Source organism: Methyloligella sp. GL2 (genome assembly GCF_013341275.1).
GTDB lineage: Bacteria > Pseudomonadota > Alphaproteobacteria > Rhizobiales > Methyloligellaceae > Methyloligella.
Genome location: NZ_CP054476.1, coordinates 3,153,118 through 3,173,820 on the forward strand (window position 1 = coordinate 3,153,118; position 20,703 = coordinate 3,173,820).

16 protein-coding genes are annotated in these 20,703 nt (G+C 63.9%); 9 read left to right on the forward strand and 7 right to left on the reverse strand.

From position 1 onward, the window contains the following. Positions 1-108: 108 nt before the first annotated feature. Positions 109-1,974 (forward strand): extracellular solute-binding protein, encoded by a 1,866-nt coding sequence (locus HT051_RS14695; RefSeq protein WP_246810113.1) that lies wholly within the window; start codon positions 109-111, stop codon positions 1,972-1,974. A 24-nt stretch (positions 1,975-1,998) separates the two neighbouring features. Beyond that, positions 1,999-3,999, forward strand: a complete 2,001-nt coding sequence (locus HT051_RS14700; RefSeq protein ID WP_174542722.1) for an extracellular solute-binding protein — start codon at positions 1,999-2,001, stop codon at positions 3,997-3,999. Here the strand turns inward: HT051_RS14700 and HT051_RS14705 are convergent. Beyond that, positions 3,996-4,772: an AraC family transcriptional regulator gene (locus tag HT051_RS14705; protein ID WP_174542723.1), complete on the reverse strand. Its 777-nt coding sequence runs from the start codon at positions 4,770-4,772 to the stop codon at positions 3,996-3,998. The two genes, HT051_RS14700 and HT051_RS14705, sit on opposite strands and share 4 nt — an antisense overlap. 134 nt (positions 4,773-4,906) lie before the next feature. Between HT051_RS14705 and HT051_RS14710 the strand changes: the two genes are divergently transcribed. The 5 genes from HT051_RS14710 (at position 4,907) to HT051_RS14730 (ending at position 11,204) form a co-directional block, all read left to right on the forward strand. Continuing rightward, entirely contained in the window at positions 4,907-6,037 is a 1,131-nt protein-coding gene (locus HT051_RS14710; RefSeq protein ID WP_174542724.1) for a DUF3047 domain-containing protein, read from the forward strand. Between the two features lie 147 nt (positions 6,038-6,184). After that, positions 6,185-7,297, forward strand: coding sequence for a microcin C ABC transporter permease YejB (locus HT051_RS14715; RefSeq protein WP_174542725.1), 1,113 nt, complete (start codon positions 6,185-6,187; stop codon positions 7,295-7,297). Positions 7,298-7,316: 19 nt separating this feature from the next. Next, a complete protein-coding gene (locus HT051_RS14720) occupies positions 7,317-8,471 on the forward strand; it encodes an ABC transporter permease (RefSeq protein WP_246810267.1) in 1,155 nt (384 codons plus the stop codon). 132 nt (positions 8,472-8,603) lie between these two features. Next, positions 8,604-9,518, forward strand: coding sequence for a cation diffusion facilitator family transporter (locus HT051_RS14725; protein ID WP_174542726.1), 915 nt, complete (start codon positions 8,604-8,606; stop codon positions 9,516-9,518). Between the two features lie 9 nt (positions 9,519-9,527). Next, a complete protein-coding gene (locus tag HT051_RS14730; protein ID WP_174542727.1) occupies positions 9,528-11,204 on the forward strand; it encodes an ABC transporter ATP-binding protein in 1,677 nt (558 codons plus the stop codon). Here the strand turns inward: HT051_RS14730 and HT051_RS14735 are convergent. Together HT051_RS14735 and HT051_RS14740 are read right to left on the reverse strand one after the other, a co-directional pair. Next, the gene (locus HT051_RS14735) at positions 11,201-12,067 is read right to left on the reverse strand and encodes an NlpC/P60 family protein (RefSeq protein WP_174542728.1); all 867 of its coding nucleotides are present in this window, start codon (positions 12,065-12,067) and stop codon (positions 11,201-11,203) included. The two genes, HT051_RS14730 and HT051_RS14735, sit on opposite strands and share 4 nt — an antisense overlap. Positions 12,068-12,069: 2 nt before the next feature. Then, positions 12,070-13,497 (reverse strand): M17 family metallopeptidase, encoded by a 1,428-nt coding sequence (locus HT051_RS14740; RefSeq protein ID WP_174542729.1) that lies wholly within the window; start codon positions 13,495-13,497, stop codon positions 12,070-12,072. A 125-nt stretch (positions 13,498-13,622) separates the two neighbouring features. Between HT051_RS14740 and HT051_RS14745 the strand changes: the two genes are divergently transcribed. Next, positions 13,623-14,297: a glutathione S-transferase family protein gene (locus HT051_RS14745; RefSeq protein WP_174542730.1), complete on the forward strand. Its 675-nt coding sequence runs from the start codon at positions 13,623-13,625 to the stop codon at positions 14,295-14,297. 197 nt (positions 14,298-14,494) lie between these two features. Beyond that, on the forward strand, positions 14,495-15,742 hold the full coding sequence (locus tag HT051_RS14750) for a tetratricopeptide repeat protein (RefSeq protein WP_174542731.1): 1,248 nt from the start codon (positions 14,495-14,497) through the stop codon (positions 15,740-15,742). 161 nt (positions 15,743-15,903) lie between these two features. On the opposite strand, the gene HT051_RS14755 is transcribed toward HT051_RS14750, so the two are convergent. The 4 genes from HT051_RS14755 to HT051_RS14770 are packed head-to-tail and all read right to left on the reverse strand — an operon-like array spanning position 15,904 to position 20,702. Next, positions 15,904-16,875: a type II secretion system F family protein gene (locus HT051_RS14755; RefSeq protein ID WP_174542732.1), complete on the reverse strand. Its 972-nt coding sequence runs from the start codon at positions 16,873-16,875 to the stop codon at positions 15,904-15,906. 2 nt (positions 16,876-16,877) lie between these two features. Continuing rightward, entirely contained in the window at positions 16,878-17,870 is a 993-nt protein-coding gene (locus HT051_RS14760; protein ID WP_174542733.1) for a type II secretion system F family protein, read from the reverse strand. Beyond that, positions 17,863-19,404, reverse strand: coding sequence for an ATPase, T2SS/T4P/T4SS family (locus tag HT051_RS14765; protein WP_371740591.1), 1,542 nt, complete (start codon positions 19,402-19,404; stop codon positions 17,863-17,865). Before HT051_RS14765 ends, HT051_RS14760 begins: the two co-directional genes overlap by 8 nt. A 2-nt stretch (positions 19,405-19,406) precedes the next feature. Next, positions 19,407-20,702 carry a CtpF protein gene (locus tag HT051_RS14770; protein WP_174542734.1) on the reverse strand — a complete coding sequence of 432 codons (1,296 nt, stop codon included), beginning with the start codon at positions 20,700-20,702 and terminating at the stop codon, positions 19,407-19,409. Position 20,703 lies beyond the last annotated feature (1 nt).

Sequence of the window (20,703 nt, forward strand, 5' to 3'; positions counted from 1 at the left end):
GCGCGGGGGCAACTTTGCGCCGCTTTTCCAACGCCACGTCGGCCGCCGCGGCAAGCGGATGATTGGCCTTTGCCGCGTCTCCTGGCCCTCATTACAATCGGACCAGTCATGATGCTTTTCCCCCGACGCCGTTTTCCTCTCGCCGCCACCGCCGCTCTTGTCGCGGCGCTCGCGCTGCCATTGGCGCCTAAGGCGCAAGCCGAGGACGCCCATCACCATGCGCTGTCGCTGATCGGTACGCCGAAATATCCGGCCGACTTCACCCATTTCAACTATGTGAACCCCGATGCCCCGAAAGGCGGCCGGGTGCGCATGGCCGCGATCGGCGGCTTCGATAGCCTGAACCCAGTGCTCTATCGGGGCGAATCGGCGGCCGGGCTCGGGCTGAGCTATGAGCCCCTGATGGCCGACAGCCTGGAGGAGGATTCCACCGCGTACGGGCAGATCGCCGAATGGGTCTCCTATCCGGACGATTATTCCTCCGTCACCTTCAAGCTCCGGGACGAAGCGCGCTGGCATGACGGCGAGCCGATCACGGTGGAGGATGTGATCTACAGCCTGAAGGTGAACAAGGAGGCCAATCCGCGGCTCGGCCTCTACTACAAGAACGTGACCGGCGCGGAGAAGACCGGCGAGCGGCAAGTCACCTTCCATTTCGACAGCAAGAACAATCGCGAGCTGCCGATGATCATGGGGCAGCTCACCATCCTTCCGAAGCATTACTGGACGGGGAAGGACACGAACGGCAACACTCGCGATCCTCTGAAGACCACCATGGAGCCGCCGCTCGGCTCCGGCCCTTACAAGATCGACAAGGTCAATCCCGGCCGCTCCATCAGCTACAGCCGGGTGCGCGATTACTGGGGCAAGGATCTGCCGGTGAATAAGGGGCAGTGGAATTACGACGAGATCCGCTTCGACTATTACCGCGATCCCACGGTGGCGTTCGAAGCCTTCAAAGCGGGCTCGCTGGATTATCATCGCGAGACCAGCGCCAAGAACTGGGCCACCGGCTACGATTTCGAGGCGGTGGAGAAGGGCTGGGTCCAGCGCCAGGAGGTGAAACTGGAGACGCCGCAGCCGATGCAGTGCTTCGTGCTGAACCTCCGCCGCAGCAAATTCGACGATCCCCGGGTGCGGCGCGCCTTCAACCTCGCCTTCGACTTCGAATGGTCGAACAAGAACCTGTTCTTCGGCCAGTACAAGCGGACCCGCAGCTTCTTCGAGAATACCGAGCTCGCCTCGCCCGAAGCGCTGCCGGAGGGGCGAGAGCTGGAGATCCTCAACGCGCTGAAAGGCGAAGTGCCGCCGGAGGTCTTCACCAAGGTGCATGAGAACCCCACCACAGACGGCGAAGGCGGCATCCGCACCAACTTGCGCAAAGCCATGATGCTGCTGAAAGAGGCCGGCTGGGAGGTGAAGAACGGCGTTCTCACCAATGCCAAGACCGGCGAACAAATGAAGGTGGAGTTCCTGATCGTCTCGCCGCTGTTCGAGCGCGTGATCCAGCCCTACCTTCGCAATCTTTCGCGGCTCGGCATCAAGGGCACCATCCGGCTGGTGGATTCGGCGCAGTACACACGGCGCCTGCAGAATTTCGACTACGACATCATCGTCAGCGGTTTTGCCCAGTCGCGCTCGCCGGGCAACGAGCAGCGGGCCTATTGGGGCTCGGCGGCGGCCGACCGGCCCGGCAGCCAGAACCTGATCGGCATCAAGGACCCGGCGGTGGACAAGCTGGTCGACCAGATCATCTTCGCCAAGGACCGCGAGGAGCTGGTGGCCGCGACCCATGCGCTGGACCGGGTGCTGTTGTGGAAGGATCTGGTGATCCCGCAATGGTATGCGCCGGTGGACCGGATCGCGTTCTGGGACCGCTATGACGAGCCGGAGACCCTGCCGAGCCTGACGCCGGGCTTCCTGCAGGTTTGGTGGTACGACAAGGAGAAGGCAGCCAAGCTGCCCAACGGATAGCCGCAGATGAGGAGATGGGCGAGCATGCGACGAAGCGGTTTTGGCCTTGCGCTTTGGTTTTGTCTCGCCCTTCCCCTCCTCGCCTTCGCTCCGCTGGGCAAGGCCGTCGCGGCGGAAGAGAGCCACGGGCTTTCCGCTTTCGGCGATCTGAAATACCCGCCCGATTTCTCCCATTTCGACTATGCCGATCCGGATGCGCCGAAAGGCGGCGCCTTCTCGCTGATCGGCTGGGGCGGGGTCACCACCTTCAACAGCCTCAACCCGTATATCTTGAAGGGCGATGCGGCCCAGGGGATGGAGCTTCTGTTCGATTCCCTGATGACCCGGGCCCAGGACGAGCCCGACGCGGTCTATGGGCTGGTGGCCAAATCGGCCGAGGTCGCCGACGACAAGATGTCGGTCACCTTCAAGCTTAGGCCGGAAGCGGAATTCTCCGATGGCAGCCCGCTCAGGGCCGAGGATGTGGTCTATTCCTTCGAGGCGCTGAAGGAAAAAGGCCATCCGCTCTACCGCCAGATGCTGCGGGACGTGGTCAAGGCCGAAGCGATCGATCCGGAGACGGTGCGCTACACCTTCGAAGGCGACCAGGTGCGCGATCTGCCATTGGTGGTGGCCGAGCTGCCGATCTTCTCCAAGGCCTATTACTCCGACAAGACTTTCGACGAGACGACGCTTGAGCCCCCGCTCGGCTCAGGGCCCTACGCGGTCGCCGATTTCCGTCAGGGGCGGAATATCACCTATAAGCGGCGGCCCGATTACTGGGGCAAGGATCTGCCGGTCAATCGCGGACGCTGGAATTTCGATCGCATCCGCTTCGAATATTTCCGCGACCGCACCGCCGCCATGGAGGCGTTCAAGGCCGGCACGTACGATTTCCGCGAGGAGTTCACCTCCAAGGTCTGGGCCACCGAATACGACTTCCCGGCGATCCAATCGGGCAAGGTGAAGAAGGAGGTGCTACCCGACGAGACGCCGTCGGGCACGCAAGGCTATTTCCTCAACACGCGGCGCGGTGCGCTAAAGGACCCGAAAGTGCGCCAGGCGCTGGGGCTCGCCTTCGATTTCGAATGGACCAACCGCAATCTGTTCCACGGGCTCTACGAGCGCACCCAGAGCTATTTCGAGAATTCGCCGATGAAGGCGGAAGGAAAGCCGTCCGAAGCGGAGGTGGCGCTGCTGAAATCGCTGAAGGCCGATGTGCCCGAAGCGGCGTTCGAAGAGGTCTACACCCCGCCGGTGACCGACGGCTCGGGCCATGACCGCGACCTGCTGCAACAGGCGGGCAAGCTGCTGGACGAGGCGGGCTGGAAGATCGAGAACGGCGTGCGGGTGAACGACAAGGGCGAGACGCTGACCCTCGAATTCCTGAATTTCGAGCCGGCTTTCGAGCGGGTGACGGCGCCGTTCTTAAGCAATCTGCGGCGGCTCGGCATCGACGCCAAGATGCGCATGGTGGACCCCTCGCAATATCAGCAGCGGCTGAAGAGCTTCGATTTCGACGTCACCACCGAACGCTACGGCATGAACAACACGCCGAGCACCGAGCTTCGCGCCTATTACAGCTCCGAGGCCGCCAAGATTCCCGGCTCGCGCAATCTCGCCGGCATCTCCGATCCGGCGGTGGACGAGCTGATCGGCCATGTCATCGCCGCGAAATCCCGGGAAGAGCTGATCACCGCATCGCGCGCGCTCGACCGGGTGCTGCGGGCCGGGCATTACTGGGTGCCGCATTGGTATAAGCCGTCCCACACGGTCGCCTATTGGAACAAGTTTTCGCGCCCAAAGACCAAGCCGCGCTTCGACCGGGGCATCCTGGATAGCTGGTGGTTCGACGAAGCGAAGGCGGATGAGCTGGCAAACGCGCCGACGCCGAAGCCCGATGCGGCACAAGCGAAGACCGGCGAGAGCGAGGCGGCAACGCAGGCGGAAAGCGGCGGCTCGTCCCTGCCCTATATCGCGATTGCGCTGGCGGTTGCGGCGCTGCTCGGCTTCTTTCTTCTGCGCCGGCGGAACTCCGACGACTAGACCAGCAGATCGAAGCGGTCAATCTTGCGGAACACGAAGGCCGGATTGATACCGAACGTGTCGCGGAAGCAGCGGCTGAAATGGGTGGCGTCGGAGAAGCCGGAATCCACCGCCGCGAAGGTCATGTTGTCGGATTGGTGCAGCAGCTCGGCGCAGCGCCACAGACGCTTCCACATGCGGTAGCGGCGGAACGGCACGCCGGTCTGCGCGCTGAAAAGATGCTGCACGCGGGAGGCGGAAAGCCCCAGCGCGCTGCAAAGCTCCGCCTCTGTGTGATTGCGGTCGGGCTCGGCCAGCATCAGCGCCACGGCTTTTCGGATACGCGCATCGAGCAGCCCTTCGCTCGATCCTTCTTGCGGCACGTCTTGCGGCAAGAACCGATCGAGCCGGGCCTCGACATCCTCTTGCGCCGGATCCTCCTCATAGATCCAGCGGAAGCATTCCAGCACGTCCCTGTCGGCGAAGGGGGTGACGACGTCGCGGCGATAGGGGAAGCGCCGGCAAAAGGCGCTGATATAGGGGCTGTCGGCCTCGACGAAGATCTTGCCGTGCACGCCGCCGGCCACATCCAGCGCGTGGCGCAGGCCCGGCGGGGTGACCGCCATGCGGTAGCTCTGCCAGTCGCCGCCAGCACGCTTCAGTTTGAAGGGGCCGTAGATGCCGACATGCAGCACCGCCGAGCCATAAATATGGTCTTCCAGATGCTGCAGCGGCCCGCAATAGACCGACCGGCCCGATCCGACATAGAGCTGTGAGTGGATGGGATGCAGCATAGCAGGTTCCTACAAGCCCGCGCCGGGGTGCTTCGCTAGGGTTCGACCAGCCTAAGACGGCCCCCGCCCGCGACAAAGAGAAGGATAGTGCAACCTTCCGGCGGACAACAAGAAAACATCTGGAGGAAGATTTGATGCAAGATATGCCGATAGCGGAGGCGATGCGTCCCGGACGCGCGCCTGTCGATACGGGCGAGTTCAAAGCCGATCTGGCGTCCCTGCTGGCCGCCGCACCGGACGGACTGATCCGCGATCACCATCTGATCGAGCTTGGCTCGGAGCAGCATCCCTGGATCGATACCGGCATCGATATTGCCGCCGGCGACAAGGTGACCACGTTCACCGCCGGCAAGACCGTGCTGACCGGCACGCCGATCGAGATCGGCGCCGATTTCCAGCTCTGGTGCCGCATCGGCGAGGATGGCGAGGCCTTCCGCGGCACCCGCGCCTCCAACAGCTTCACCGCGGACCGGTCGGGGCGGCTCTATATCGGCAGCTATTTTCCCGGCGAATGGGCGACGCGGTCCGGCGAGCTGGCAACGCCCTTGGAAGCCTATGAGGCGGTGAACGGCGATCTTGCCATGGCGGTGATCCGCTGGGAGGGTGAGCCGGTTGAGGCGCTGAAGCAGCTCTTGGCGCAAGGCGATGTCTCCGGCCTGATCGCCGCGGAGATCGACCGTCTGACCGCGCCGGTCGCAGCGCCCGACGGCTGGCATTATCTGTGGTTCGTCGGCCCTGCCGAAATCTACAAAGATTGCGAGACCGAAGAGCACAAACACGCGATCTGCTGCTCGGCGAGCAACGATTGCGGGCTGCTTCTGAAAGACGTGCCGCTTCCCTTCGTGCCCGGCACCAAGCTTCGCTGGTCCTGGCGCATGGAAGAGCTGCCGTCGGACGTCAGCGAGGACGAGTTCTTCACCCACGACTATTTGAGCATCGCGGTGGAGTTCGAGAACGGCCAGGACCTCACCTATTTCTGGAGCCGCGATCTCCCGGTCGGCACCGGCTTCCGCTGCCCGATCCCGACCTGGGCGCATCGGGAGACTCATGTGGCGGTGCGCTCCGGCACGGAGCAGCTCGGGCAATGGGTGAGCGACGAGCGCGACGTCTATGCCGATTACGCGGAGCATGTCGGCGGCGATATGCCGGGGCGAATCGTTCGGGTCTGGCTGATCGCGCTCACCCTGTTCCAGCAGGGCACCGGCAAATGCCAATACGCCGATATCTCGTTTCAGACGCCGGAGGGCGAGGTTACAGTTCTGTAAGGGGCGGTTTTCCGCCATATTTGCTGCGAGTTCGGGCAGTAATCCCGATTGGGCGGCGCGCGGGCTTTTCCGCATGCGCCAGTGGTGGCATGAGTTGTCGAACTTTGCGACACTCGCCGCCCAATCGGAGACCTGTCCCGGACGTCTATGACAGCCTATATCCTTCGCCGGCTTCTTCTCATCATTCCCACCATGTTCGGCATCATGCTGATGACCTTCGTGGTGGTGCAGTTCGCGCCCGGCGGCCCGGTGGAGCGGATGATCGCGCAGCTCACCGGCACGGATGTGGCGGCGACGGCGAAGATCAGCGGCGGGGGCGGCGATTTCTCCGGCAGCGGCGGGGCGCAGACCTCGCCCGGCGATTTCTCGGTGAATTCCAAATATCGCGGCGCGCAGGGGCTCGATCCGGAATTCGTCAAAAGCCTGGAAAAGCAGTTCGGCTTCGATAAGCCGGCCTATGAGCGCTTCTTCAAGCTCTTGTGGGACTATGCGCGGTTCGATTTCGGCGAGAGCTATTACCGCGACACGCCGGTGCTCAAGCTGATCGCCGAGAAGATGCCGGTCTCGATCTCGCTCGGGCTATGGATGACGCTGATCTCCTATTGCATCTCCATTCCGCTCGGCATCCGCAAGGCGGTCTCCGATGGCTCGCGCTTCGATATCTGGAGCAGCTCGGCGATCATCCTCGGCTACGCCATTCCCGGCTTTCTGGTGGCGGTGTTCCTGATCGTGCTGTTCGCCGGCGGCTCGTTCTTCAAATGGTTTCCACTGCGGGGCCTGGTCTCGGAGAACTGGTCGGAGCTTCCCTGGTACGAGCAGATCCTCGACTATTTCTGGCATCTGGTGCTGCCGATGATCGCCATGGCGCTGTCGGCCTTCGCCACCACCACCTTCCTCACCAAGAACTCGTTCCTGGAGGAGATCCGCAAGCAATATGTGATGACGGCGCGGGCCAAGGGGCTGACGGAGAACTCGATCCTCTACGGCCACATCTTCCGCAACGCGATGCTGATCATCATCGCCGGATTTCCGGGCGCCTTCATCGGTGCGTTCTTCGCCGGGTCCTTGCTGATCGAGACCATCTTCAGCCTGGACGGGCTCGGCCTGCTCGGCTTCGAATCGGTGGTGAACCGCGACTATCCGGTGGTGTTCGCCACGGTCTATATCTTCTCGTTGCTCGGTCTGGTGATCAATCTGGTCTCCGACCTGACCTATACCTGGGTCGATCCGCGCATCGATTTCGAGACGCGGGAGGTCTGAGTTGGACGCACCCACCGATATCGCCGTCGAGGAAATCGAGACCAGCGAGGGCAAGCAGTCCTGGTACCGGCTATCGCCGATCAACAAGCGGCGCTGGGCGATCTTCAAGTCGCATAAGCGCGGCTATTGGTCGTTGTGGATCTTCCTTTTCCTGTTCCTGATCAGCATGTTCGCCGAGTTTATCGCCAACGATAAGCCGCTTCTGGTGAAATACGAGGGCGGCTACTACATGCCGGTCTTCACGGCTTATCCGGAGACCGATTTCGGCGGCATCTTCGAGACCGAGGCCGATTACCGCGACCCGGCGGTGCAGGATCTGATCAAGGAAGGCCATGGCTGGATGATCTGGCCGCCGATCCGCTTCTCCTACAATACGGAGAACAAGGATCCGCCGATGGCCTTTCCGTCCAAGCCGACTTGGGCGCTGACGGCGGAGGATTGCAAGAAGGCAGTGGAAGACGGTTTCCACCCTTGCAACGACCAGCTGGAATGGAACTGGCTCGGCACCGACGATCAGGGTCGGGACGTGGTGGCGCGCATCATCTACGGCTTCCGCATCTCGGTGCTGTTCGGGCTGGTGCTGACCTTCGCCTCCTCGGCGATCGGCGTGGCGGCCGGCGCGGTGCAGGGCTATTTCGGCGGCTGGACCGATCTCATCTTCCAGCGCTTCATCGAAATCTGGACCAGCGTGCCGCAGCTCTATCTGCTGATCATCGTGGCAGCGGTGATCGAGCCGAATTTCTGGATCCTGCTCGGCATCCTGCTCGCCTTCTCCTGGGTGGCGCTGGTGGGGCTGGTGCGGGCCGAGTTCTTACGCGCGCGCAACTTCGAATACGTCACCGCGGCGCGGGCGCTGGGTCTCTCCAACGGCACCATCATGTGGAAGCACCTGCTGCCCAACGCCATGGTGGCGACGCTGACCTTCATGCCGTTCATCCTGAACGGCTCGATCACCACGCTGACCTCGCTGGACTTCCTCGGCTTCGGCCTGCCGCCGGGCTCGCCGTCGCTGGGCGAGCTGCTGGCGCAAGGTAAGGACAATCTGCACGCGCCCTGGCTCGGGCTGACGGCGTTCTTCGTGATCGGCATTATGCTGAGCCTGCTGATCTTCATCGGCGAGGCGGTGCGCGATGCGTTCGACCCGCGCAAGGCCTATGGCGGAAAGGACGGCTGACGATGCACGGTGTTTCTTCGCCTTTCGTCATCGCCGGGCTTGACCCGGCGATCCAGGGCAGCACCCTCGGAGCCAGCCGCCCTGGATGCCCGGGTCTTTGCCCGGGCATGACGCGTTTGTTGAGGACATAGGATGCACGGCTCGCATGGACATAGCCACGGGCACGGCCATAGCCACAGCCACGATCTGAACGAGCGGCGTATGGGGCTGGCGGCGCTGATCACCGGTCTGTTCATGGCGGTGGAAGCGGGCGGCGGCATCGTCTCCGGCTCTCTGGCGCTGCTCGCCGATGCCGGCCATATGCTCACCGATTTCGCCTCGCTGAGCCTTGCCTGGTTCGGCTTCCGGCTGGCTCGCCGCCCCGCGGACTGGAAGCGCACCTACGGGTTCGACCGGTTCCAGGTGCTGATCGCCTTCGTCAACGGCATGGCGCTTTTGGTGATCTCCGCCTGGATCGTCTACGAGGCGATTCTGCGCCTGAGCGAAGGCGCCAAGGTCGAAGGCGGGCTGATGATGGGCATCGCCGCGCTGGGGCTCCTGGTCAATATCGGCGCCTTCCTGCTGCTGCACGGGGCGGACCGCAAGAACCTCAATGTGCGCGGCGCGGCGATCCATGTGATGGGCGATCTGCTCGGCTCGGTGGCGGCGCTGATCGCCGGCGCGGTGATCTATTTCTCCGGCTGGATGCCGATCGATCCGCTGCTGTCGCTGCTGGTCGCGCTGATCATCATCCGCAGCGGCTGGCTGGTGGTGCGGGAAAGCAGTCATATCCTGCTGGAAGGCGCACCGCCGGAAATCGACACCCGCGAGATCGGCCCTGCCCTGATCGAAGCGGTGCCGGGGGTGAAGGACATCCACCATGTGCATGTCTGGGCGATCACCCAGGAGCGCACCATGGTGACGCTGCATGCCGGCATCGAGTCTGCGGACAAGGCGGATGCGGTGGTGCGCGGCATCAAGGAGCAACTGAAACAGAAATTCGGCCTCGACCATGCGACGGTGGAGATCGAATGCGACGGCTGCGCCGACACCGCGCAAGGAAGCTGAGTCACGCTCATGGCCGAAACCAAGACCACACGCCGCCGCAAAACGGCAGCCAAGCCCGCAACCGAGACGCTGCTTTCGGTGAAGGATCTTTCGGTCGATTTCGGCCGCGGCGAGACGCCGACTCATGCGGTGCGCGACGTCTCCTTCGAGATCGGCAAGGGGGAGACGCTGGCGCTGGTCGGCGAATCCGGCTCCGGCAAGACGGTGAGCGCGCTGTCCATCCTGCAGCTTCTGCCCTATCCGTCCGCCTCGCACCCTTCCGGCGAGATCGTCTTCAAGGGCGACAACCTGATGAAGGCGAAGCAATCGGATCTACGCCGCATCCGCGGCAACGAGATCTCGATGATCTTCCAGGAGCCGATGACCTCGCTGAACCCGCTGCACACCATCGAGGCGCAGGTGGCCGAGGCGATGATCATCCATCAGGGGCTTTCGTCCAAGGCCGCGCGAGCCCGGGTGCTGGAGTTGCTGGATGCGGTCGGCATCGAGGACCCGAAGGGGCGGCTCGCCTCCTATCCGCATCAGCTTTCCGGCGGGCAGCGCCAGCGCGTGATGATCGCCATGGCGCTGGCCAACGAGCCGGACCTTTTGATCGCTGACGAGCCGACCACGGCGCTCGACGTCACCATCCAGGCGCAGATCCTGGAGCTTCTGTTGGAGCTTCGCAAAAAGCTCAACATGGCGATGCTGCTGATCACCCATGATCTGGGCATCGTGCGCAAGATGGCCGACCGGGTCTGCGTGATGACGAAGGGCGAGATCGTGGAGCGCGGGGCGACGAAGCAGATCTTCACCGCACCGAAGCACCCTTACACCAAGCATCTGCTGAGCTCGGAGCCGAAGGGCGAGCCGCCCGCGGCGGATGCCTCCGCACCAACCATCGTAGAGGCCAAGGATCTGAAGGTCTGGTTCCCGATCAAGCGCGGCTTCCTGCGCAAGACGGTCGGCCATATCAAGGCGGTGGATGGGGTCGACGTCAATGTGCAGGAAGGCCAAACGGTGGGCGTGGTCGGCGAATCCGGTTCCGGCAAGACCACGCTCGGCCTAGCGCTGCTGCGGCTGATCTCCAGCGACGGGCCGATCGTCTATCTCGGCGACCGCATCGATTCCTTCGACAGCAAGGAGATGCGCCCGCTTCGGCGGCAGATGCAGATCGTGTTCCAAGACCCTTACGGCTCGCTCTCGCCGCGGCTTTCGGTGGCGCAGATCGTCGAGGAAGGGCTGCTGGTGCAGAACCGCGGCCTCTCGGCGGCAGAGCGGCAGCAACGCGTCTCGGCAGCGCTGAAAGAGGTCGGGCTCGACCCGGCGATGAAGGACCGCTACCCGCATGAATTTTCCGGCGGGCAGCGACAGCGCATCGCCATCGCCCGGGCGCTGGTGCTGGAGCCGCGCTTCCTGGTGCTGGATGAGCCGACCTCGGCGCTGGACGTCTCGGTGCAGGCGCAGATCGTCGATCTGCTGCGCGACCTGCAGAAGCGGCACAAGCTGGCCTATATGTTCATCAGCCACGATCTGAAGGTGGTGCGGGCTCTGGCCAATTCGATCATCGTGCTGCGCCACGGCAAGGTGATGGAGCAGGGCCCGGCGCGCGAGGTGTTCGAAAATCCGAAGACCGACTACACCAAGGCGCTGCTGGCCGCCGCTTTCGAGCTGGAAGCGACGGGCGGCGAAGCGGTCTCCAGCTAAGCGGATTTTTTCAGGCGTTTGACCGCGAGGATGGGCTCGCCGGTTTCCGCGATGCGCGCCTTCGCCTGTTCCAACGGCTCGGCGGCCACCGCCATGTGATGGGCGTTGGCATGAAGCAGTGTCTCGGGCGAGGTCATGATGCCGACATGGCCGCGCCAGAAGACGAGATCGCCGCGGGACAGCGGCGCCCCCTCCCCGACCGTTTCGCCGAGTGCCGCCATCTGCAGATCGGTATCGCGCGGGGCTTTGGTACCGGCGCTTTGCAAAGCGAGCTGCACCAGGCCCGAGCAGTCGAGGCCGAGGCTGGTCCGACCACCCCAGAAATACGGCGTCCCGAGAAAGCGCGTCGCGACGGCGACGAAATCCTCTTCGTGCTCCGCCAGCGTTTCTGCATGCCCCGCGAACAGGAAGCCGCCGCCGGAGAGCGACAGAAACTCGCCATTCTCGCCGGCATCGCCCTTGGCGGAGACTTGCGCATTCATGCTGAGCTGGGCGAGCGGCGGCGTCTTGATGTTGGGCTCGGGGTAGACATAGCTGCGGAGCGCCTTGATGCGATGGGTCGGCGGCACGACCTCGGCGCTGATTCCTTCCGTCGGCAGGTAGCCGACATAGCCATCGTAATCGAGCTGCACCCAGCCCCAGCCCTCGCGGCTATCGAACAGGGTCAGCGTCTCGCCGAACAGCGTCTCGGTCTCCAGCGGCGCGTCGGCGCGGGGGGCGCGGCGCAAGGGAAGATGCGAAGCGGTGACCTGAACGCGCGTCCCTTCGGTGTAGCGCGGCGCCTCGACGATCCCGCGCAAGGCCTCGGACGCCAGATCCTCCCGGTATGGCGTGATGCGGGGGTCTGGCGTCGTCTCGCTCACGGTTACACCGATCCTTTGCCCGGGAAGGTCTTCTCGAAGAAGGCGAACAGCGCGCGGGCGCCTTGCGGCTCACCGCCGATCGGCTTACCCGGCTTCACGCGCGGCACCCAGCCATAGATATCGAGATGGGCGAAGCGCTTGGCTTCCGTCACGAAGCGCTTGAGGAACAAGGCGGCGGTGATGGAGCCGGCGAAGGGGCCTTGCGAGATGTGATTGACGTCGGCGATGGAGCTCTTCAGCCACTCGTCATACGGCGCCCAGAACGGCATGCGCCAGAGCGAGTCGCCGGTCGTCTCGGCGGCATCCAGCATGCCGGCGGCGAAGTCTTCGTCGGTGCTGTAGAGCGGCGGCAGGTCGGGACCGAGCGCGGAGCGTGCCGCGCCGGTCAGCGTGGCGAAGGTGACCAGATAGTCCGGTGCTTCCTCATCGGCCAGGCTCAGCGCGTCGGCCAGCACCAGGCGGCCTTCGGCGTCGGTATTACCGATCTCCACGGTCTTGCCGCTGCGGCTCTGCAGCACGTCGCCCGGACGGAAGGCATTGGCGGAGATGTTGTTGTCGGCGGAAGGGATCAGCACGCGCAGGCGGACGGGAAGCTTCGCCTCCATGATCAGCAGCGCAAGGGCGAGGGCCGCGGCCGCGCCGCCCATATCCTTCTTCATCAGCACCATGGCGCTCGGCGGCTTGATATCGAGCCCGCCGGTATCGAAGCAGATGCCCTTGCCGACGATGGTGAGCTTGGGCGCGGTGTGCTCGCCCCAGGTCATATCGATGAGGCGGGGCGCGCGGTCGCTGGCGCGGCCCACGGCATGGATCATCGGGAAGTTGTCGGCGAGCAGCATCTCGCCTTCGGTGACGGAGATCTCGGCGCCGTAGGTGCCGGCGAGATCGCGCACCGCCTTCTCCAGCTCGGCGGGGCCGAGATCGTTGGCCGGGGTGTTGATCAGCTCGCGGCCGAAATAGAGCGACAGGCCCTGCGCCAACACGCGATCCTTGTCCGCGCCTTCCGGAAGCACCAGCCGTTTGGGCTTGCTGTCGTTCTCCGGCTTGTAGCGGCCGAACTCGTAGCTGCCGGCGAGCCATGCGAGCGCAGCAGTCTCCGGATCGTCCAGCGCGCCTTCGAAGCGATAATCGCCTGCCGGCAGCCTTGCCGGCAGGACGCCGGGCAGGAACGGAGACGTCTTGCTCCAATCGGCGCCGCCCGTGCCGAGGGCGACGGCGGCAACAGCGCCATCCTCGCCCGGCAACAGCAGCACCGCGCCTTCGCTCGGCGTCCAGCCTTGTGCGGCGGCCCATTTTCTCTGGGCGTCGCTCAGAACCGAGAGCCCATCCTCGTCGGCGATTGGATAGATAGGGATCGCGCCTTCGCCGGGCGCGATAAGCGCCTCCAGCTGGCTGCGAAGGGTGGCGAGTGTATTGGCTTTGTTTGACATGGAATCCGGACAGAAATTCAAGGAACTTGCACGCGCCGGGCATTAATGGCAGGGGAGCGCGGCAAAGACAATGGAACAGGCTCTGGGCGCAGGATCTGGGCACAAGATTTGGCGGAGAGGACAGCATGGCGGTTGAGGCATATCGGTTGGTGATCGGCGACAAGAACTACTCCTCCTGGAGCTTGCGGCCCTGGCTCGCCATGGCGCATTTCGGCATCTCGTTCACCGAGGAGAAGGTCGTGCTGCGCCAGGGCCATGCCACCAAGCAATCGATCCTGCGCCATTCGCCGTCCGGCAAGGTGCCCTGCCTGATCGCCGGGGAGATTCTGGTCTGGGACAGTCTGGCCATTCTGGAATTCCTGGCCGAGCGCTACCCGCAAGAGCCGTTCTGGCCCAAGGACGAGGCGGCCCGTGCGGAGGCGCGCGCAGTCTCAGCGGAGATGCATTCCGGCTTCCAGGCGCTGCGCAACGACATGCCGATGGATATCGTCAGCCGCCTGCCCCAGCCTGAGATCAGCGAGGCGCTGGAGCACAATATTCGCCGCGTGACGGCGATCTGGAATGCTGCACGGCAGCGCTACCAAGCCGACGGTGCGTTCCTGTTCGGCGGGTTCTCGATCGCCGACGCCATGTATGCGCCGGTGGTGACGCGGTTCAAAACCTTCGGCGTCGATCTTCGGCGCTATGGCGATGAGGACGGCCTCGCCGCTTCCTATTGCGAGACGGTGCTGGCGATGCCCGAAATGCAGGCTTGGGAAGAAGGCGCGGCAGCGGAAATGGCCGAGCGCGCGGCAAGCTAGAAGACCCCGCAAGGGGGCGCCGGGCACGGCGCTCCGCCGCTAAACTCTTAAGATCAATTAACTTTTCGGGAGGCTCTCGGCCGCGCCATACGGCGTATGGTTAATTCTTTTTTGACGCGTGTGCCAGAAACTGACGAGGTCAAATTCAGGTAAAGGCACCGCTTGCCTCGTCTCGCGGTGCCTTCGCGAGGTCCTTCATGTTTCCGGTTTCCGTTCGCTCTTCCAGCCGCCGTCGCCGCCTCTTCTTTGTTCTGGTCGCGACCACCGCTGCGTCTGCCTTGCTGGGCGGCTGCAACAAGAGCGGGCCGAAGATGTTCGGCAACAATGCGAGCGGGCTTCCCTCGCAGATGGCCTCGCTCACCGGCAAGCAGGACACCAACAAGGCGGTGTCACAATGGGCCGCGGCTTACGGCAAGCGGCCGAGCGATCCGAAGATGGTGCTGGGCTATGCCTATGCGCTGAAGGCCACTGGCAACAAATCCAAGGCGTTCGGCGTGCTGCAGCGCGGCTATGCGGAAAATCCCACCAATGGCGAAATCGCCGCCAATCTCGGACGCCTGGCGCTGGAGATGAACCGGCCCGACATCGCCAAGCCGGCGCTGCATCTGGCGGCGGCCCAGGGGGTGGACGATTGGCGGACGCTCTCGGCCCAAGGCACCCTGCTCGCCAAGCGGGGCCAGCATGCCGAGGCGCAGAAATATTTCCAGGCCGCTTTGCGTAAAGAGCCGAGAGCGACGTCGGTGATCAACAATCTGGCGCTGTCCTATGCCCTCGACGGCAAGGCGGCGGAAGCCGAGGGCCTGCTGAAGAAGGCAGTGGCCAACGGGGCGAACGACAAGCGCATCCGCCAGAACCTGGCGCTGGTGCTCGGCGTGCAAGGCAAATATGGCGAAGCGAAGAAGATCGCTGCGGTGGATCTGCCGGAGGCGCAAGCCAACGCCAAGATCGCCAAGCTGGAAGAGATGCTGAACCGGCCGACGCAGGTGGCCATGGCCGAGCCGGAGCCGGTGCCCGAGCCGCCGCGCTCCACGCCGTGGAATCCGTTCGGCGCCAATGAAGGCAAGCCCCGCTATGAGCCGGTGCGCACCGCCAGCGTGGACAATTCCGGTCCGGCCGGAAATCTGCCGGTCTGGACCTCCTCGCGCAGTCTGAGCACCGCGCCGGAGCCGAAGCGGATTCCGGTTCCGGAGCAGCTCGCGCCGCCGCCAAAACAGGCCGCGCCGAAACAAATCAACCCCACCCAAGTGGCCGTCGCTTCGGCGGCGGACGCGGTTGCGGCTCCAGCAGCGCCGAAGCCGGTGCTCAGCATTGCCAAGCCCTATATCGAGAAAACGCATAGTTCCTCGGCGATCGCCAAGAGCGCGCCCGCAGCCAGCACGCAGATCGCCGCCAATGAGGGCACGGCGCGGGATGCGGCGAGCCTGCTGCGCAGCGATCTGAGATAGACCCCCCCCCCATATCCGGCTATCCGGCATTTGCGCGGCGCTCCCTTTTGGGGGCGCCGTTTTTTCGTTTGGCACTAGGCTGGTCGGATCATGCGCTGCTGGCGGTGGCCGCACTGAGCCGCGAGGGCCGCAGAAAAGGAACGCTTTGGAGCGGCGCAGGCCTAGAAGTTCTTCATCACCTGGATGATCGCCGGTCCGAGAATGACCGCGAACAGAACGGGCAGGAAGAATAGGATCATCGGCACGGTCAGCTTCGGTGGCAGGGCGGCCGCCTTCTTCTCGGCTTCCGACATGCGTGCATCGCGACTTTCCTTGGCCATGACGCGCAAGGCCTGGCCGAGGCCGGTGCCGTAGCGCTCGGCCTGCACCAGGCTGGTGCCGACGGCCTTGATGGCGGGCACGCCGGTCCGCTTACCGAGATTCTCGTACGCCTGGCGCCGGTCGGGGAGATAGGAAAGCTCGGCGGTGGTCAGCGCGAACTCTTCCGCAAGCTCCAGGGATTGCCTGCCGATCTCCTTGGAGACCTGGTTCATCGCCGATTCGATGGACATGCCCGACTGTACGCAGATGAGCAGCAGATCGAGCGCATCCGGGAAGGCCTGCTTGATGGATTTCTGGCGCTTCTGGATCAGATTGGTGACGAAGATATTCGGCAGATAGAAGCCGACATAGGCGCCGCCGATGGCGATGCCGAGCCGCGCGATGGGCGCAAGATCGAAATCGGCCCAAAAGAAGGCATAGAGCGCCGCGACGGTGAAGGTCGCGATCGGCAGGGTGGCGCGGAAGAACAGGAAGGCAATCACCGGTGCCTGGCCGCGGAAGCCGGCCATCTTGAGACGATCACGGGTTTCGTCGGTCTCCAGGGCCTTGCGGAGATTGAGCTTGTCGACCACCCGCTTCATGAAGGTGCGCGGATCCTTGCGCAGCCTGGCATGACGCTCCTCGGCGAGTTCGGCCATGCGCTCGGCACGCAAGCGGTCGCGCTCGCCGGCGACATATTTCATGCGCGACTCGAGACGGTTGCCGACCAGAAACGGCGTCACCAGCACCGCCACAGTGGCAAACGCCGCCACCGCCGTCAGGATGACGACGAGGGTCTGGGGTTGGATCAGGCTGTAGATCGTATCGAGCATAATCAGTACTCGAAATTGATCATCTTGCGCATGATCAGGATGCCGGTCAGCATCCAGAGACCGGCGCCGATCAGGATGATGTTGCCCATGCGCTCCGTCACCAGCGGATCCATGTAGCCGGGCGTGGTGAAAAAGACCGCAAGTGCGACCAGCGGCGGCAGCGCGCCGATAATCCAGGCGGAGGCCTTCGCCTCTGCGCTGAGCGCTTTCACCTTGGCCTGCAGCTGATAACGGTCGCGCAGCACTTGCGAGAGGTTGCCCAGCGCCTCGGCGAGATTGCCGCCCGCCTGAGACTGTATCCCGATCACGGTGGAGAGGAAGTTCACTTCCTGCAACGGCATGCGCTCATACATGCGCTGGAATCCCTGGCCCAAAGGCACGCCAACCTTCTGCTGTTCGACCAGCTCGACGAACGCGCTCTTCACAGGCTCCGGGGCTTCGGAAGCGATGATCAGAAGACAATCGCTCAAGGGCAGACCCGTCTTCACACCGCGAACGATGATGTCGATGGCGTTGGCGAACTCGCGCAGGAATTTCGCCTGATGGCGTGTCGTCATCTTGCCGAGAACCCAGCGCGGCAAGCCGACGCCGAACACGAAGATGGCGAGCACTGCGGTCCAGAGCGGCGCTCCGACAAGAGCGACAACGAGGCCGCCGAACAGGCCCGCGGCGACGCAGAGAAGATAGTAGACGCGCGGCGATATCGTGAGGCCGGCACGCCTGAGCCGGGTGCGCAAGCTGATGCGTTTGTCCGCCCTCTGCTGCGCTTCCAGCTCCTTGACGGTTTCCTGCACCTGCTGGCGGCGCATATGGGCGGGCTGCTTGGCGGCTTGCTGGATACGTCGCTGGGTGGTGCCTTGCGAGACGTTGGCAACCCGTTTGTTGACCTGCCGCTCGCTGCTGAAATAGGGGCTGAGCAGAGCATAGGCGATGCCGCCGACGGCCAAGGCCGCCAGGCCGATAATCGCGATCTGAAGCAGCTCGGGGCTAACCAAGGCGTTCTCCTAAGGGACGGCCGGTCTCGTCGCTCATTTCGGCGGACGACAGGACTTCCGTGAGGCGCTTGTCCTCGCCGAAGTAGCGCGCCCTTTCGTAGAAGTTCGGACGGGCGATGCCGGTGGCGCGATGGCGGCCGACCAGGCGGCCGTTCGCGTCCTCGCCTTCGATGTCATAGACGAAGAGATCCTGCAGGGTGACGACGTCGCCCTCCATACCCATCACCTCGGTGACGCGCGTGATCTTGCGCGAGCCGTCGCGCATACGGGCGGCCTGGATGATGATGTCCACCGAGGAGACGATCATCTCGCGGATGGTGCGCGCCGGCAGGTTGTAGCCGCCCATCAGGATCATGCTCTCCAGACGCGAGATGCATTCGCGCGGAGAGTTGGAGTGCAGCGTGCCCATGGAACCGTCATGGCCGGTGTTCATGGCCTGCAGGAGATCGAACGCCTCCGGTCCGCGCACCTCGCCGACGATGATGCGGTCGGGGCGCATACGCAGACAGTTCTTGACCAGATCGCGCATGGTCACCTCGCCCTCGCCTTCGAGGTTCGGCGGGCGGGTCTCCAAACGCACGACGTGGGGCTGCTGCAGCTGAAGCTCGGCGGAGTCTTCGCAGGTGATGATCCGCTCTTCGTGATCGATATAGGCGGTCATGCAGTTGAGCAGCGTCGTCTTACCGGAGCCGGTGCCGCCGGAGATGATGACGTTGCAATGCACCCGGCCGATGATGGCGAGGAGCGTGCGCCCCTCCGGCGTGATGGAGCCGTAGCGGACGAGCTGATCGAGAGTCAGCCGGTCACGCTTGAACTTACGAATGGTGAGGGTCGGCCCGTCGATGGCGAGCGGCGGGGCGATGACGTTGACGCGGCTGCCGTCGGCGAGGCGGGCATCGCAGATCGGGCTGGATTCGTCGACGCGGCGGCCGACCTGGCTGACGATGCGCTGACAGATATTCATCAGCTGGGCATTGTCGGCGAAGCGGATGGCCGAGGGCTCGACCTTGCCGTCGACTTCGATATAGGTCGTGTTGGCGCCGTTGACCATGATGTCGGCAATGTCGTCGCGGGCGAGCAGCGGCTCCAGCGGGCCATAACCCAAGACGTCGTTGCAGATATCCTCGAGCAGCTCTTCCTGCTCGGCGATGGACATGACGACATTCTTGATCGCCAGAATTTCGCTAACGATGTCGCGGATCTCCTCGCGGGCGACATCGGGATCGAGCCGGGCGAGCTGGGTCAGATCGATGGTGTCGATCAGCGCAGTGAAGACCGTGGTCTTCACGTCATAATATTCTTCCGAGCGCTGCCGTGCGGACTTAGCAGCCGCGGCTTGCGGTTTCGGCTGGCCGGATCCCTGCGAGGCTTGCGGCACGGCCGGCACCGCCGCCTCAGCCTTGGCATCGGACGTCGGCTGGCTTGCGCTCTCCGGCGCCTTCGTCTCCGTCGTCGACGCTCCGCGCTCGGACTCAGGTTTCGTCGCCTCGGCCGCGTCCGACCCGGGCAATGTGGTTCGCCGTTTACCGAACATCTCTACTCACTCGTCTTGCTAAGCCTTAGCTTGCTGAGAAGCGGCGCGAGCAAGGAGCCGCTTTCGGCCTTCTGCTCATGGTGATCGGCCAGCAGGTAGGCGAGCGACCGGAATTGCTCGGCAGCTTTCGACTTGGCGGAAATTTCCTCAATCATCTGGCCGTTATTGGCCGCGGTGCCGAATAGCGGCGCATCGAAGTCGATGACCACGGCGGGGTCGAGTTCCAGCGCTTGCGCGAAATCCTTGACCGAGATCTCAGGGCGTTTGGGCATGCCCACCGCGTTCAGAGCCAGGAACGGCGGACGGTCGTTCTCGCGCTTGGATTTGAGCTGGTCGACAATATTCTTGGCATTGCGCAGATTGGCCAAATCGGGCACCGCGGTGAGCACGATATGATCGGCGCGCACGATCACCTGCTGCGCCCAATCGGTCCAAAGATGGGGAAGGTCGACGCAGACCCAGGGCACGTTGGCGCGGACCACGTCGAGCACGGTCTCACAGGATTGGGTGCTGACCTCGAACGGATTCTCCAAGGTGCCGGGCGCCGCGAACAGGCTCAAATGATCGGAGCAGCGCGATAGCAGCCGATCGAGCAGCACCTCGTCGAGACGTTCCGGCGCGGCCAAGGCGTCGGCGATGCCCTGCATCGGATCCTGATTGAAGTCGAGCCCGGCCGTGCCAAACGGCAAATCCATATCGGCAATCACCACCTCGTTGTCGAGATGATCGGCGATGGCAAACGCCGTATTGTGGCACACCGTGCTGGAGCCGCATCCGCCCTTGGCGCCGATGAAGGCCGCCACCTGGCCGATCGGGCCGGTCTCCGGGTTGGTGTAGATGTCGGAGATGCTCTCGATGATGTCCTGCACGTCGGTCGGCGCCACGATGTATTCGTTGACGCCGCGGCGCAACAGCTCGCGATAGAGCAGCACGTCGTTGACGTGGCCGATGGCGATCACCTTGGTGCCCTGATCGCAGACGTCTGCGAGGCGGTCTAATTCCTCCAGCAGCGCTTGGCCGTTGCGCAAGGATTCGATGATGATCAGGTTCGGCGTCGAGGCATCGCGGAAGAAGGTGACGGCCGCATCGATACCGCCCATGCGAACATTGACATGCGCCCGCGCCAAGCGGCGGTCGCTGCTTGCCTTCTGGATCGATTCGGCGGTCTCCCGATCCTCGCAAAAGGCCTGGATATTGATACGCGGAATGGGGCGCGCCCGGATGGTCTTGGATTCCGTCGGCGCGCTATCACCCGGTTCTTCCGAAGCCGGTTCTTCCGCATATGCCGCATTACTCATG